General features: G+C 59.3%; 13 protein-coding genes. 2 read left to right on the plus strand and 11 right to left on the minus strand.

All coding sequences use genetic code 11. From position 1 onward, the window contains the following. On the plus strand, positions 1 to 813 hold the full coding sequence (locus BMY54_RS16320; protein WP_093434517.1) for a YfaP family protein: 813 nt from the start codon (positions 1 to 3) through the stop codon (positions 811 to 813). A 54-nt stretch (positions 814 to 867) separates the two neighbouring features. Here the strand turns inward: BMY54_RS16320 and BMY54_RS16325 are convergent, their stop codons facing one another. The 11 genes from BMY54_RS16325 to BMY54_RS16375 all read right to left on the minus strand — a co-directional run bounded on the left by BMY54_RS16325 (position 868) and on the right by BMY54_RS16375 (position 11,289). Beyond that, positions 868 to 1,164, minus strand: a complete 297-nt coding sequence (locus BMY54_RS16325) for a type II toxin-antitoxin system RelE family toxin (protein WP_016984129.1) — start codon at positions 1,162 to 1,164, stop codon at positions 868 to 870. Further along, on the minus strand, positions 1,154 to 1,393 hold the full coding sequence (locus BMY54_RS16330) for a type II toxin-antitoxin system RelB/DinJ family antitoxin (protein ID WP_016984130.1): 240 nt from the start codon (positions 1,391 to 1,393) through the stop codon (positions 1,154 to 1,156). The genes BMY54_RS16325 and BMY54_RS16330 overlap by 11 nt, the downstream gene beginning before the upstream one ends. 430 nt (positions 1,394 to 1,823) lie before the next feature. Further along, positions 1,824 to 2,570, minus strand: coding sequence for a S24 family peptidase (locus BMY54_RS16335; RefSeq protein WP_093434520.1), 747 nt, complete (start codon positions 2,568 to 2,570; stop codon positions 1,824 to 1,826). A gap of 223 nt (positions 2,571 to 2,793) precedes the next feature. Next, the gene (ppa, locus tag BMY54_RS16340; RefSeq protein WP_093434523.1) at positions 2,794 to 3,321 is read right to left on the minus strand and encodes an inorganic diphosphatase; all 528 of its coding nucleotides are present in this window, start codon (positions 3,319 to 3,321) and stop codon (positions 2,794 to 2,796) included. Positions 3,322 to 3,433: 112 nt separating this feature from the next. Next, complete coding sequence (locus BMY54_RS16345) at positions 3,434 to 4,246, minus strand: M90 family metallopeptidase (protein ID WP_093434526.1); 813 nt, start codon at positions 4,244 to 4,246, stop codon at positions 3,434 to 3,436. 4 nt (positions 4,247 to 4,250) lie between these two features. Next, positions 4,251 to 4,901 (minus strand): DedA family protein, encoded by a 651-nt coding sequence (locus BMY54_RS16350; protein WP_064118832.1) that lies wholly within the window; start codon positions 4,899 to 4,901, stop codon positions 4,251 to 4,253. Between the two features lie 230 nt (positions 4,902 to 5,131). Then, positions 5,132 to 5,593 carry a GNAT family N-acetyltransferase gene (locus BMY54_RS16355; protein WP_007910890.1) on the minus strand — a complete coding sequence of 154 codons (462 nt, stop codon included), beginning with the start codon at positions 5,591 to 5,593 and terminating at the stop codon, positions 5,132 to 5,134. Positions 5,594 to 5,708: 115 nt separating this feature from the next. Next, on the minus strand, positions 5,709 to 6,542 hold the full coding sequence (eutC, locus tag BMY54_RS16360) for an ethanolamine ammonia-lyase subunit EutC (protein WP_371914441.1): 834 nt from the start codon (positions 6,540 to 6,542) through the stop codon (positions 5,709 to 5,711). Continuing rightward, a complete protein-coding gene (locus BMY54_RS16365) occupies positions 6,539 to 7,933 on the minus strand; it encodes an ethanolamine ammonia-lyase subunit EutB (RefSeq protein ID WP_053124208.1) in 1,395 nt (464 codons plus the stop codon). The genes eutC and BMY54_RS16365 overlap by 4 nt, the downstream gene beginning before the upstream one ends. 184 nt (positions 7,934 to 8,117) lie before the next feature. Then, complete coding sequence (eat, locus tag BMY54_RS16370) at positions 8,118 to 9,488, minus strand: ethanolamine permease (RefSeq protein WP_093434529.1); 1,371 nt, start codon at positions 9,486 to 9,488, stop codon at positions 8,118 to 8,120. Positions 9,489 to 9,768: 280 nt separating this feature from the next. Further along, positions 9,769 to 11,289 carry an acetaldehyde dehydrogenase ExaC gene (locus BMY54_RS16375; RefSeq protein WP_016984137.1) on the minus strand — a complete coding sequence of 507 codons (1,521 nt, stop codon included), beginning with the start codon at positions 11,287 to 11,289 and terminating at the stop codon, positions 9,769 to 9,771. Positions 11,290 to 11,590: 301 nt separating this feature from the next. Here BMY54_RS16375 and BMY54_RS16380 point away from each other — a divergent pair, with 301 nt between their 5' ends. After that, a complete protein-coding gene (locus BMY54_RS16380) occupies positions 11,591 to 13,504 on the plus strand; it encodes a sigma-54-dependent Fis family transcriptional regulator (RefSeq protein ID WP_093434532.1) in 1,914 nt (637 codons plus the stop codon). The last annotated feature ends 32 nt before the right edge of the window (positions 13,505 to 13,536 follow it).

Genomic DNA, 13,536 nt, shown 5'->3' on the forward strand with positions numbered 1-13,536 from the left:
ATGACACTCCGTTATCCACAGGTCTTGCTGTTGCTCTGCACGTTGACCGCGCTTTCGCCGGTCATCGCTGCCGACAGCGTCAAACTCGACACCCCGATCGGCGGCTGGCGCAGCGGCGCCCCCGAAGGCGAGGGCGAAAGCTTCCGCCAGACCGTCAATTACCCGGCCTCATCGGTCAACACCCCGGTCGGCCAGGCCAACACTGCCCGCATCAGCGGCGAGATCAAAGCTGCGCGGAAGGACAACGAACCCGGCCGCCTGATCGTCAACGGCGTGAGCATGCCGCTGAAAATCGACGACAGCGGCCGCTTCGACCGCCCGTTCTCCTTCCCCAACGGTAGCAACAGCGTCGAAGTACGCAGTCCCGACGGCCAGCAACGCCACCGCACGCAATTCCTCAATACCAGCGGCGGCGCCACCCCGGCAAAACTGCGCGTACTGCTGGCGTGGGACAGCGACGGCACCGACCTCGACCTGCACCTGATCACCCCTGACGGCGCGCACATTTGGTACGGCAACCGCAGCGCCGCCAACGGCGCCGCACTCGACGTTGACGTCACCACCGGTTATGGCCCGGAAATCTTCGCCATGCCGGCGCCGATCAAGGGGCAGTATCTGGTGTATGTGAATTATTACGGCGGTGGGTATCGCGGGGATGACGAGGGCGGGGATGAAGCGGTACAGGCACTGACCACGGCGCAGGTGACGGTGATTACTGAAGAGGGTACGCCGAGCGAGAAGATGGAGACGTTTCTGATCCCGATGCGGGCGGTGGGGGAGTTGACGTTGGTTAAGGCGTTCAGTTATCCGTGAGGGAATTGGGCTGCGGGTTGCTGCCCAATTTCAGGTCGCAGACATTGGACCGACTCAGGGCAGGAGCGAAAGACGGTCCTGCGCAACCTCGTAAGCAGCTTCTCTCTCTCGCTTCCCGATTGCGATTACAAACACCACAATCTCTTGATCAAGGACCTGATAGATCAGGCGATAGCCAGCGCTTTTCAGCTTCACTTTGTAGCAATCCGGGAGCTCGCGAAGTCGATTGGCTTCTATTCGAGGATTCTCCAATACCTCTGTGAGCTTCTTCTTGAACTGGTGGCGAACCGTATCGCCGAGTTTGTTCCACTCCTTTAAAGCACGACGATCAAATTCAAGGTTATAGGTCATCCAGACTTACCTTGACTCGTTGAGGTGCCGCGAGGCGTTCGGTGACTACGGCTATGAGTACTTCATCTTCCTCGCTGAGCAATGCTGCTTTGAAGGGTAGCTTGCCTCGCTCGGCGACGTATTGGAGTGTCTGACGCAAAAGCTCTGAGGGAGTTACTCCCAGCTTTTCCAGTTCGGCGAAGGAGCGCTGCTTCAGATCATCGTCGATGCGAATGTTGATGGAGGCCATGATGAAATACCTGTAATGACGTTTGTCGTTACGGTACCAAGAGGCTCTTCTGTTCGACAAGCGCGAATTTATGTTTCAGACGGTAGGCCGGGTTTATTTCAGGCATTAAAAAGCCGGCTTGTGGCCGGCTTCTCGGGGACTGGCTTGGTTTATTTTTGGTAAACCGCGCCAGCCTTCAAAACGTACATCCGGATCTGCGTCCGGCTGTGGGACTTGGTCAGACGTTGGTCTGCCGCGTCGGGCGCTGTCTGAGCCGCGGGGCGGGTCGATGCGCAAATGTGGGGCGCAGGATACTGAGTTTTGTTGTGGATTCCCAGCCTGAAGTGCGGTTTAGAGCAACCGCAGTCGAACAAATTCGAGATTTGTACCGATTATCAGGGCCTCATCGCGAGCAGGCTCACTCCTACAGGAGGCTTTGCAGGCCGTGAGATCATAGAAACGGCACCACCGGCCGCCGCTTGCTCACTGTCGACCACCAGAACACCCAGCCCAATATGTGAATCCTTTGCTCCTCGATCTGTGCCGGGCGGAACACTTCGTCCGGGTATTCGGCGTTGTTGTGGCTGCGCAGGCGCAGGCCGTTGCCGGGCATGCGGTGCAGGTATTTGATGCGCAGCATGCCGTCGTGTTCGATGGCGTAGATCTCACCGTCGACGACCTGGGTCAGGCTGCGGTCGATGGCGACGATGGAGCCGTCTTCGATACGTTCGGCCATGCTGTTGCCGATCATGTGCGCGCAGATGGCGTCGGCGTGGCGGATTTCCAGTTGATCCAGTGGTGCACGCAGCAGGCGGATGGACAGGTCAGGGTCCTGGATGACGTGGGTTTTGTCGGAGCCGTTGGTCAGGGGTGTTTCTTTGAAGAAGGCCAGTTCGATGTCGTTGGGATGGATGAATCGATAGGACCCCTGGGGATCCTGAGCGTCGAAGCTGTCGCCATTGCTGGCTGGCGGAGTCAGGCTTGGCAGCTCTTTTGTGCCTTGGCCGGTTTTCAGCCATTCGCTGTTGACGGACAGCAGGCGTGAGACTTCTTCCATGCGATACGCCGGGACGCCCCGGGTGTACCAGTTGTGGACATTTTGGGCTTCCGTGCCCCAGAACTTTGCGAAACCCGTCGTCGAGATGTTCGCAGCTTCCAGGAGTGCCTTGAATCTTGGACCGCTAGTGTTCTTTCTCATAAACACGGAGTCTACGGCCGTGCCAGAGCGGTTTGAATAAACCGGGCGTTCAAAAACGGGCTGAATTTTGCGACGGGATGTAAGACGTTCTTGTGGGAAATTACACAAGATAAAACTTTTCTGTAGTCCGTCATAAACACTCTGTTTAAGGCGGCTTTTCCCGAGCACAAAAAACCCCGGATCAACCGGGGTTTTCTTCAAGCCTCACGCGTAGCGCAACTGCTTAGCCTTTGTAGGCGGCAACCGACTTGGTGATCGCTTCGCGGGCGGCGTCTGCACCGCCCCAGCCTTCGATCTTGACCCATTTGCCTTTTTCGAGATCTTTGTAGTTCGCGAAGAAGTGCTCGATCTGCTGGATCAGCAGTGGCGGCAGGTCGGTGTATTCCTTCACATCGACGTACAGCTGGGACAGCTTGTCGTGTGGTACTGCGATGACTTTGGCATCGCCGCCGCCGTCGTCGGTCATGTTCAGGATGCCGACTGGACGCGCGCGGATTACCGAACCTGGGGCAACCGGGTAAGGGGTCACAACCAGTACGTCGAGGGGATCACCGTCGTCAGCCAGGGTGTTCGGGATGTAACCGTAGTTGGCCGGGTAGAACATTGGGGTGGCCATGAAACGGTCAACGAACAGGCAATCGCTGTCTTTGTCGATTTCGTATTTGATCGGCGCGTGGTTGGCCGGGATCTCGATCGCGACGTAGATGTCGTTCGGCAGGTCTTTGCCAGCCGGAATCTTGCTGTAGCTCATTGGGCGTTGCCCCCGTAGTTGACCAAAAACACTTGGCCGGATTGACCAAAAAGTGGCGGCGATTATAGGCATATTCTGCCGTCGACGCCATGTACCGAAAGTCGTGCAGACCTTAGTCGTGCGCCTGATAGACCGGGTCTGTGGCCTGAAGTTGCCGCAACCTGCCCAGCGGGTCCTGCCGGTAGAAAAGCTGCAACTGCGCATAGACCTGTGGATAAGCCTCGTGCAGCAGATCCGGGGCGCTGAAGAAGTACTCGCTGGTGACCGCAAAGAACTCGGCGGGGTTTTCGGCGGCGTAGGGATCAATGGCGGTTTCGGCGTCAGGATCATGGTCGAGCTGACGGTTGAGGTCGTCGTAAGCCTTTTGCATGACGTCGGCCCAGTCGCTGACACGCATGTCGGCATGCAGCGGCGGCAGACCATTGGCGTCGCCGTTGAGCATGTCGAGTTTGTGCGCCAGTTCGTGGATCACCAGGTTGTAGCCTTCCCAGCCACCACTGGCCATCACACCCGGCCAGGCAAGAATGATCGGCCCTTGCTGCCAGGCTTCGCCGCTGTGTTCGCCGTCCCACTCATGCTCGACACCGCTGGCGTCACGATGACGTTGCGGGCTGAGGAAATCGTCCGGGTAGAGGACGATTTCATGAAAACCCTGATACCAGTTCAGATCGCCGAGATTGAGCAGCGGCAGTTGCGCCTGGGCGGCGAGCAACAGGCGTTGTTCCTGATGCAGTTCGACGCCGGGCAGGGCGCTCAGGTGTTTGTCTTCGAGGAATAGCACGCAGGCTTCGCGCAGCCACTGGTCTTCGGCTGCGCTAATGCCGTCAAGGAAGCTCAGGTGATGGCGCACCCGTTGCCACATGTCGTCGGCAATCGGGTGCTTCGCCAGAGTGCGCCGGCGACGCCAGGCGCTCAGCGACCACATCGGCTTAGTGCGATTGGGCTTTGGTGCCGCCGAAGCGGCTGCGAACCACACCGATAATCATCGGTACCAGCGACAGCAGAATGATGCCGACGACCAGCAACGACAGGTTTTTCTTGATGAACGGCACGTTGCCGAAGAAATAGCCCAATGTCACCAGACCGCCAACCCACAGCACCGTGCCGAACACGCTGAAACCGAAGAAACGCGGGTAGGGCATCTTCGCTACACCAGCGACGAAGGGTGCAAAGGTGCGGATGATCGGCAGAAAACGCGCCAGGGTCACGGTTTTGCCGCCGTGCTTGTCGTAGAAGTCGTGGGTTTGTTGCAGGTAATCGCGACGGAATATTTTCGAGTTTGGGTTGCTGAACAGCTTTTCGCCGGCCGTTCGTCCGATCACGTAGTTGGTGCTGTCGCCCAGTATGGCCGCGAGCATCAGCAGACCGCCCAGCAGCACCGGATCCATGCCGCCGCCCGCCGCAACGGCACCGGCAATGAACAGCAACGAATCACCCGGCAGGAATGGCATCACCACCAGCCCGGTTTCACAGAAAATCACCAGAAACAGGATGGCGTAGATCCATGGACCATAGTTGTTCACCAGCAAATCGAGGTACACATCGAGATGCAGGATAAGGTCGAGCGGGTTGAAATCCATGGGGGCACCTGTATGACGGCCCGACTCTGCAGGCCTGTGCGGATGATTCGGGTGTAAGCCTACAGCGGGGTGTAGTTTTTCTTACAAGCCGGAAAGCTCGGGATTATACGGTCTGAAAGATGAAAAGCGCGTTGGTTTTGTAGCGGGGGATGTCGGGGTGTGAGCAATTGTCAGGATGTAGTTAACGTGGCTGAGGGAGCAGGCTCCCTCATCACAGGCTGCACGCGCGGTCAAAGCTCTTCGCTGATCGGCAACACGTAGTTCTTGAACTCGGTGTCTTCCTTGAACCCGATGGACTCGTAGGTTTTCTGCGCAACTTCATTGTTGCTGCTGGTGGAGACACGCATGCGCACGGCTTGGGTTTCCTTGGCCATTTTCTTCGCAGTGCGGATCAGGTTGTCAGCGACCAGTTGCCGGCGCGCGTCTTCGGCGACATAGATGTCGTTGAGGATCCACACGCGTTTGAGCGACAGCGAAGAGAAGCTCGGATAGAGCTGACAAAAGCCCATCAGCTTCTTGTCGTCATCGTCGGCCAGGGCCAGGTAGATCACCGATTCCTTGCGGCGCAGACGCTTTTCAAGGAACGCACGGGAGGAATCCGGGTAAGGCAGGGAACCGTAGAACTCGCGATATTTGACGAACAATGGGGTCAACAAATCCAGATGTTCGAGGGTCGCTTGAATAATCCGCATGATAGGTCTCGTCTTCAAGTGGCTGTCTTCAACTGCTCTGACGGCGATGGGAAACCCGTGCGGCCGTGCATCGATCCTGCCTGAAACCGGCGCAGAAACGCAATGCGGAAACGGTTCAGGTTGTGGGCGGATCGAGTAGGAAATTACCTTTCATGTCTACACCGGCGTCCGATTCCAGCGTCTGAACCTGTGCTTCGTCCTTCAGGTTGACCCCTGACAGCTGCCGCCGACAGGCTTCGCGCATCAAATAGAGCAAGCGATGCGCCGCCATGCCGTAGCTCAAGCCTTCGAGCCGCACATTGGAGATGCAGTTGCGGTAGGCGTCGGTCAGGCCGATTTTTGGATTGTAGGTGAAATATAAACCGAGACTGTCCGGTGAGCTGAGGCCCGGGCGCTCGCCAATCAGCATCACCAGCATTTTTGCACCGAGCAATTGGCCGATTTCATCACCGACGGCAACGCGACCCTGTTCCATCAGGATAACGGGCGCCATCGACCAGCCGTCAGCGCTCATTTGCTCCTCCAGTCGGGTCAGAAACGGCAGGGTATGCCGATGAACCGCCAGTGCCGACAGGCCGTCGGCCACGACAATCGCCAGATCGACACCACCCGGATGCGCCGCAGCGTATTCACGCAGGGCCTGCGCCGATTCATCGCTGAGCTTGCGCCCCAGATCCGGGCGTTGCAGATAACTGTTTCGATCCGTAGCGGCGCTGTGCAGCAGCAGGCTTTCGCGTCCGCGTTCAGTCAATTGCGCACTGAGTCCGGCATGATCAAATGGCAGATGCACGGCATCGCGTGCCTGCGCGTGGGCAAACTGAAAATCCAGTTGCGCGCTGGTCGGCAGACTGGTGCCGGTACGGCCGAGGGCGATCCGTGCCGGGGTCAGGCGGCGCAGTTCCAGCCAAGGGTTTTGCGGGTCCACGGGCGGTTTTTCCATGTGACTCATCCCAGTTGCGCCAGCGCCTGGCGGAAGGCCGGCGGCAAGTTGTTACCGAAGCGAACCTTGCCGTCCGCTTGGGTGAAGATGCCCATGTTCGCCAGCCACTGCTCAAACTCCGGCGCCGGTTTCAGGCCCAGGGTCTGGCGGGCGTAGAGGGCGTCGTGGAACGAGGTGGTCTGGTAGTTGAGCATGATGTCGTCGGAGCCGGGGATGCCCATGATGAAGTTGATCCCCGCGACACCCAAGAGGGTCAGCAGGGTGTCCATGTCGTCCTGATCGGCTTCGGCGTGGTTGGTGTAGCAGATATCGCAACCCATCGGCACGCCGAGCAACTTGCCGCAGAAATGGTCTTCGAGGCCGGCGCGGATGATCTGTTTGCCGTTGTACAGGTACTCCGGGCCGATAAATCCTACGACGGTGTTCACCAGAAACGGCTTGAAATGTCGCGCCACCGCGTAGGCCCGGGTTTCGCAGGTCTGTTGGTCGACACCGTGGTGGGCGTTGGCCGAGAGGGCGCTGCCCTGACCGGTTTCGAAATACATCAGGTTTTGCCCGAGGGTGCCGCGATTCAGGCTCAGGCCGGCGTCGTAGCCTTCCTGCAAGACATTCAGGTTGATGCCGAAACTGGCGTTGGCCGCTTCGGTGCCGGCAATCGACTGGAACACGAGGTCCAGCGGCACGCCGCGGTTGATCGCCTCGATGGAGGTGGTGACGTGGGTCAGCACACAGGCCTGGGTCGGGATGTCGTAGCGCTGGATGATCGCGTCGAGCATTTCCAGCATCGCGCAGATCGAGGCGATGCTGTCGGTGGCCGGGTTGATGCCGATCATCGCGTCGCCGTTGCCGTAGAGCAGACCGTCGAGAATGCTCGCGGCGATGCCGGACGGTTCGTCGGTCGGATGATTGGGTTGCAGGCGCGTCGACAAACGTCCGCGCAGGCCGAGGGTGCCGCGAAATTTGGTGACGACACGAATCTTTTGCGCCACCAGCACCAGATCCTGCACGCGCATGATCTTCGACACGGCGGCGACCATTTCCGGGGTCAGGCCCGGGGCGAGGTTACGCAGACTGGTTTCGTCGGCGGCGTCGCTGAGCAGCCAGTCGCGGAAACCACCGACGGTAAGGTGGCTGACGACCGCGAAGGCCTGCTTGTCGTGGGTGTCGATGATCAGTCGGGTGACTTCATCCGACTCGTAGGGGATCAGCGCTTCCTGCAGGAAATGTGTGAGCGGGATGTCGGCCAGCGCCATTTGCGCAGCCACCCGCTCGCCGTCGTTAAGTGCGGCGACGCCGGCAAGAAAGTCCCCGGAACGCGCCGGGCTAGCCTTGGCCATGACGTCCTTGAGGCTGTCGAAGCGATAGGTCTGGGCGCCGACGGAATGGGCGAATGCGGCCATGGGGCGGTGTCCTCCAGTAATTACTGCAATCTGCTTTTGTGTAGGAGTGAGCCTGCTCGCGATGCAGGCAACTCGGTACAACAGTCATACCGCGTCGATGCGATCGCGAGCAGGCTCACTCCTACAGGTGTTGTATGCACTTCAATAATGCGGGCACCAGGTATTTGGCCCGGTGCCGGTGCAACTAGATACCTTCGAGCATAGCGTCTGCCGGCGCTTCGGAGCGCTGCTTGGCGGTCAGCTGGAAATACAGGTAACCGGCGGCCATGAAACCGAGGAACACACAACCGATCAGCGTGTTGAACCACGCCATCGCGATCAGGCACACCACCGCCAGAAACAGCGCAATCGCCGGTACCACCGGATAGCCCGGGGCGCGGAAGGTGCGCTCCAGATTCGGTTCGGTCTTACGCAGTCTGAACAGGCTGAGCATGCTGATGATGTACATCACGATCGCCCCGAACACCGACATGGTGATCATCGCCGCCGTCAGGGTCATGCCTTGCAGGTTGACCAGGCCGTCGCTGTAAATCGCCGCGATGCCGATCACGCCACCGGCCAGAATTGCCCGATGTGGCGTCTGGAATCGCGAGAGCTTGGCCAGGCTTTTAGGCAGATAACCGGCGCGGGCGAGGGCGAAGAACTGCCGCGAGTAGCCGAGGATGATCCCGTGGAAACTCGCCACCAGCCCGAACAGACCGATCCACACCAGCATATGCATCCACGACGAGTTATTACCGACCACGGCTTTCATCGCTTGCGGCAGCGGATCGTTGATGTTCGACAGTTGGCGCCAGTCGCCGACACCGCCAGCCATGACCATCACACCGATGGCGAGGAACACCAGGGTCAGAATGCCGCTGACATAGGCCTTGGGAATCGTGCGTTTCGGGTCTTTCGCCTCTTCGGCCGCCATGGCTGCACCTTCGATGGCGAGGAAGAACCAGATCGCAAAGGGTATCGCTGCGAATATTCCCGGAATTGAGCCCAGTGTGAATTCGTTGGCGCCCGACCAGCCATTCAGCACGAAGTTACTGAAGCTGAAGCCCGGCGCGACCACGCCCATGAACACCAGCAACTCGGCGACGGCGAGCACGGTGACTACCAGCTCAAAGGTCGCCGCGATGCTGACGCCGAGGATGTTCAACGTCATGAAGACGAAATACGCGCCGACGGCGGCGATCTTCGGATCAAGTTCCGGATATTGCACATTCAGGTAAGCGCCGATGGCCATGGCAATCGCCGGTGGCGCGAAGACGAACTCGATCAGCGTGGCGATGCCTGCGATCAATCCGCCTTTTTCGCCGAACGCCCGACGGCTGTAGGCAAACGGCCCCCCGGCGTGTGGGATGGCGGTGGTCAATTCGGTAAAGCTGAAGATGAAGCAGGTGTACATGGTCGCGACCATCAGCGCCGTGACCAGAAATCCGAGGGTGCCCGCGGTGCCCCAGCCGTAACTCCAGCCGAAGTATTCGCCTGAAATCACCAGGCCAACGGCAATGCCCCACAGATGCAGGGTGCCGAGTGTGGGTTTGAGCTGTGTGGTGGAAGTCATAAGTCCTCTCTGTTTTTTTATTGTTCGATCTGTTGGACTTTCGGGTGCAGTAGTTGGGTGGATGAGTGCTGTTCACGCAGCGGCAGTTTTAGTGCGAAACCTGAATGACGGGTACGCAAGGGCCGTGCCAGAGCGGCCAGGCCTTGTGTTGTGTCATTGAGGACGCCAATCGCGAGCAGGCTCACTCCTACAGGAGGAATACGGTGCAATTGTAGGAGTGAGCCTGCTCGCGATAGCGGTCGATAGGGCAACACTGAAACATCAGTGTTGCCCCGGGTTTTTAGAAGAAGCCCAACGGATTGATGTCGTAGCTCACCAGCAGGTTTTTCGTCTGCTGATAGTGATCGAGCATCATCTTGTGGGTTTCACGGCCGACGCCGGACTTCTTGTACCCGCCGAACGCGGCGTGTGCCGGGTACAGGTGGTAGCAGTTGGTCCATACGCGGCCGGCCTTGATCGCGCGGCCCATGCGATAGGCGCGGTTGATGTCGCGAGTCCACAGACCGGCGCCGAGGCCGAACTCGGTGTCGTTGGCGATCGCCAGGGCTTCGGCTTCGTCCTTGAACGTGGTGATGCTCACCACCGGGCCGAAGATTTCTTCCTGGAACACGCGCATTTTATTGGTGCCCTTGAGCAGGGTCGGCTGGATGTAATAGCCGGTCGACAGATTGCCTTCGAGTTTTTCCACCTTGCCGCCAGTCAGCAACTCGGCGCCTTCGCCCTTGGCGATTTCAAGGTACGAAAGGATTTTGTCGAATTGCTGCTCGGACGCCTGCGCGCCGACCATGGTGTCGGTGTCCAGCGGATCACCGCGTTTGATTTGCAGGACTTTCTTCATCACGACAGCCATGAACTCGTCGTAGATCGATTCCTGTACCAGCGCGCGCGATGGGCAGGTGCAGACCTCGCCCTGGTTGAAGAACGCCAGCACCAGACCTTCAGCGGCTTTCTCAATGAAGGTCGGCTCGGCCTGCATGATGTCTTCGAAGAAGATGTTCGGCGACTTGCCGCCCAGTTCCACGGTCGACGGAATGATGTTTTCGGCGGCGCACTTCATGATGTGCGAGCCGACCGGGGTCGAGCCGGTGAAGGCGATCTTGGCGATGCGTTTGCTGGTGGCCAGCGCTTCGCCGGCTTCTTTGCCATAGCCTTGAACAATGTTCAGCACGCCCGGCGGCAGCAGATCACCGATCAGTTCCAGCAATACGGTAATGCCCAGCGGGGTTTGCTCGGCCGGTTTGAGCACCACGCAGTTGCCGGCGGCCAACGCTGGCGCGAGTTTCCACGCGGCCATCAGGATCGGGAAGTTCCACGGGATGATCTGGCCGACCACGCCCAGCGGTTCGTGAATGTGATAGGCCACGGTGTTGCCGTCGATTTCGGCAGCGCTGCCTTCCTGGGCGCGCAGGCAGCCAGCGAAGTAGCGGAAATGGTCAGCGGCCAGCGGGATGTCGGCGTTGAGGGTTTCGCGAATGGCTTTGCCGTTGTCCCAGGTTTCGGTGATCGCCAGCAGTTCGAGATTCTGTTCGATGCGGTCGGCGATTTTCAGCAGGATCAGCGAGCGCGCCTGCACGGAGGTCGCGCCCCACGCGTCGGCAGCGGCGTGGGCGGCGTCCAGTGCCTTGTCGATGTCTTCGGCAGTGGAACGGGGAAATTCGGCAATCGGTTGGCCATTCACTGGCGAGGTATTAGTGAAGTACTGACCTTTGACAGGCGCGACGAACTCGCCGCCGATGTAGTTACCGTACTTGGCTTTGAACGAGACTTTGGCGCCTTCAGTACCGGGGTGAGCGTAACGCATGATGATGTTCTCCTTGGCTTTGTACTTATTAGAGAAACGCGCAAGTGCGCTTGCTATAAGCGTAGAGCAAAGGTCGGGCCACTGCCGTGCAGGGCAGGTAAATCAAGGGTTTGGCAGGTTTTTGTCGGACGGGCGGATGGCACCTGTGACGGTTTCGGTACAGCGGGGGTGACAGCTTGTACCGCTTTTGGCACAGCCAGTGACCGGACAGTCTTGCCAGCATTGCAATGCGTCGATGGCTGGAGGATGCTGGGCATCACCTCAGCATTGGGCCGTCGAGCCTCGGGGAGAACAATAAGAAATGCACGACAATCATTTGAGTCGCCATGCCCAACAGGTTCTCACCGTGACCCAGGGCAAACCGCACCTGCACGGGCCCGGCGCCGATCCGTCGATTGCCCGTTCATGGCTGCGCTGTCTTGAGGACTATCACCTCGACCCGGCGCTAAGCATGGCGCCGACCGTGCTTGAACACGGACGCGTACTGGAAAGCCGCGAACGCCTGCAACAAGTGCTGCAGATCGCCGGCAATGAAATGAGCAGCCTGCATCAACAACTCTCCGGCGCTGGCCACGCGGTGCTGCTGACCGACGCGCGCGGGGTGATCCTCAACTGCGTCACCGCGCCGGCCGAACGCAAGATCTTCGAACGCGCCGGGCTGTGGCTTGGTGCTGACTGGAGCGAGGCCTGCGAAGGCACCAACGGCATCGGCACCTGCTTGGTCGAGCGTCAGGCCCTGACCATCCATCAGGACGAACACTTCCGCGGCCGTCACACCGGCCTGACCTGTTCGGCGAGCCCGGTGTTCGACCCGCACGGTGAACTGTTGGCGGTGCTCGACGTGTCTTCAGCGCGTCACGATGTCTCGCGGCAGAGCCAGTTTCATACCATGGCGCTGGTCAACCTCTCGGCGAAGATGATCGAGAGTTGCTACTTCCTGCGTTGTTTCGATAACCAATGGTTGTTGCGTTTTCATCTGCAGGCCGAATCGGTCGGGTTGTTCAGCGAAGGCTTGTTGGCGTTTGACGGGGAAGGGCGGATCAGCGCGGTGAATCAGAGTGCACTGAATTTGCTCGGGCATATTCGCGGTGGTTTGCTGGGTAAACCGGTGGAGGCGTTTTTCGATTGTTCACTGAATGAGTTGCTTGGCCGCGCGAGTGCCAATGCCAGTGCCAGTTGGCCACTGCGCACCTGTGACGGGCGACATTTGTTTGCTGTGTTGCGCGGGGAATCGCGCAAACCTGTACCGATGCTATCGACGCCGGTAGTGGCTGAGGCGCCGCGCTTGTCGGGTATCTGTCTCGGTGATGAGGCGTTGCAGGCTGACTTCCGAAAAGCCTTGCGCGTCTTCGAGCGCGACGTACCACTGTTGATCAACGGCGAAACCGGCTCCGGCAAAGAAGCCTTCGCCAAGGCCGTGCATCAGGCCAGTCAACGCTCGAGCAAAGCTTTCGTTGCCCTTAATTGCGCGGCCATTCCCGAGAGCCTGATCGAGAGCGAACTGTTCGGCTATCGCGGGGGCAGCTTCACCGGTGCGCGCAAGGACGGCATGCGTGGCAAGTTGCAACAGGCCGACGGCGGCACGTTGTTCCTCGATGAAATCGGCGATATGCCACTGGCCTTGCAGACTCGGTTGTTGCGGGTGCTGGAGGATCGGCAGGTGGTGCCGATTGGCGGCGAACCGGAAGCGGTCAACGTGCGGATCATCAGCGCCACCCACCGCCATCTGCTGGATCGGGTTGCGGATGGCAGCTTCCGCGAGGATTTGTATTATCGGCTCAACGGCCTGGAAGTGGCGTTGCCGGCTTTGCGCGAGCGCAGTGATAAATCGCAGTTGCTGGATTTTCTGCTGGCTGAAGAGGCGGGCGCTGAAGCGATCCTGATCGAAGAGCCGGCGCGACAGGCTTTGCTGGCCTTCAAGTGGCCGGGGAATGTGCGGCAGTTGCGCAATGTGCTGCGTACGCTGGCGGCGTTGTGTGATGAAGGGCGGATCGGGGTTGAGGATTTACCGGTGATGATTAGGCAGGGGAGTCCGACAGTATTAGCGGTTAAGGAGTCCGATCATCCGCTGGAAGACGCCGAACGGTTGGCTCTGCTCAATACGCTGGAGCAAACCCGCTGGCACATGACCCAAACGGCTCAGCAACTGGGTGTCAGCCGCAACACTCTTTACAGGAAGCTGCGTAAGCACGGGATTGAGCGGCGGGTCAGTTAGAAGGCCCTCACCCTAGCCCTCTCCCTGTATGT

This window comes from Pseudomonas sp. ok266 (assembly GCF_900110195.1).
In the GTDB taxonomy this organism is placed as follows: Bacteria; Pseudomonadota; Gammaproteobacteria; order Pseudomonadales; family Pseudomonadaceae; genus Aquipseudomonas; species Aquipseudomonas neuropathica.

What these genes read in the sequence shown, in the direction of transcription:
- BMY54_RS16350 (WP_064118832.1), bottom strand. Translation starts at nt 4,901, where the DNA reads ATGGATTTCAACCCGCTCGACCTTATCCTGCATCTCGATGTGTACCTC.
- BMY54_RS16330 (WP_016984130.1), bottom strand. Translation starts at nt 1,393, where the DNA reads ATGGCCTCCATCAACATTCGCATCGACGATGATCTGAAGCAGCGCTCC.
- BMY54_RS16355 (WP_007910890.1), bottom strand. Translation starts at nt 5,593, where the DNA reads ATGCGGATTATTCAAGCGACCCTCGAACATCTGGATTTGTTGACCCCA.
- BMY54_RS16365 (WP_053124208.1), bottom strand. Translation starts at nt 7,933, where the DNA reads ATGGCCGCATTCGCCCATTCCGTCGGCGCCCAGACCTATCGCTTCGAC.
- BMY54_RS16335 (WP_093434520.1), bottom strand. Translation starts at nt 2,570, where the DNA reads ATGAGAAAGAACACTAGCGGTCCAAGATTCAAGGCACTCCTGGAAGCT.
- BMY54_RS16320 (WP_093434517.1), top strand. Translation starts at nt 1, where the DNA reads ATGACACTCCGTTATCCACAGGTCTTGCTGTTGCTCTGCACGTTGACC.
- BMY54_RS16325 (WP_016984129.1), bottom strand. Translation starts at nt 1,164, where the DNA reads ATGACCTATAACCTTGAATTTGATCGTCGTGCTTTAAAGGAGTGGAAC.
- eutC (WP_371914441.1), bottom strand. Translation starts at nt 6,542, where the DNA reads ATGAGTCACATGGAAAAACCGCCCGTGGACCCGCAAAACCCTTGGCTG.
- BMY54_RS16375 (WP_016984137.1), bottom strand. Translation starts at nt 11,289, where the DNA reads ATGCGTTACGCTCACCCCGGTACTGAAGGCGCCAAAGTCTCGTTCAAA.
- BMY54_RS16380 (WP_093434532.1), top strand. Translation starts at nt 11,591, where the DNA reads ATGCACGACAATCATTTGAGTCGCCATGCCCAACAGGTTCTCACCGTG.
- BMY54_RS16345 (WP_093434526.1), bottom strand. Translation starts at nt 4,246, where the DNA reads ATGTGGTCGCTGAGCGCCTGGCGTCGCCGGCGCACTCTGGCGAAGCAC.
- eat (WP_093434529.1), bottom strand. Translation starts at nt 9,488, where the DNA reads ATGACTTCCACCACACAGCTCAAACCCACACTCGGCACCCTGCATCTG.
- ppa (WP_093434523.1), bottom strand. Translation starts at nt 3,321, where the DNA reads ATGAGCTACAGCAAGATTCCGGCTGGCAAAGACCTGCCGAACGACATC.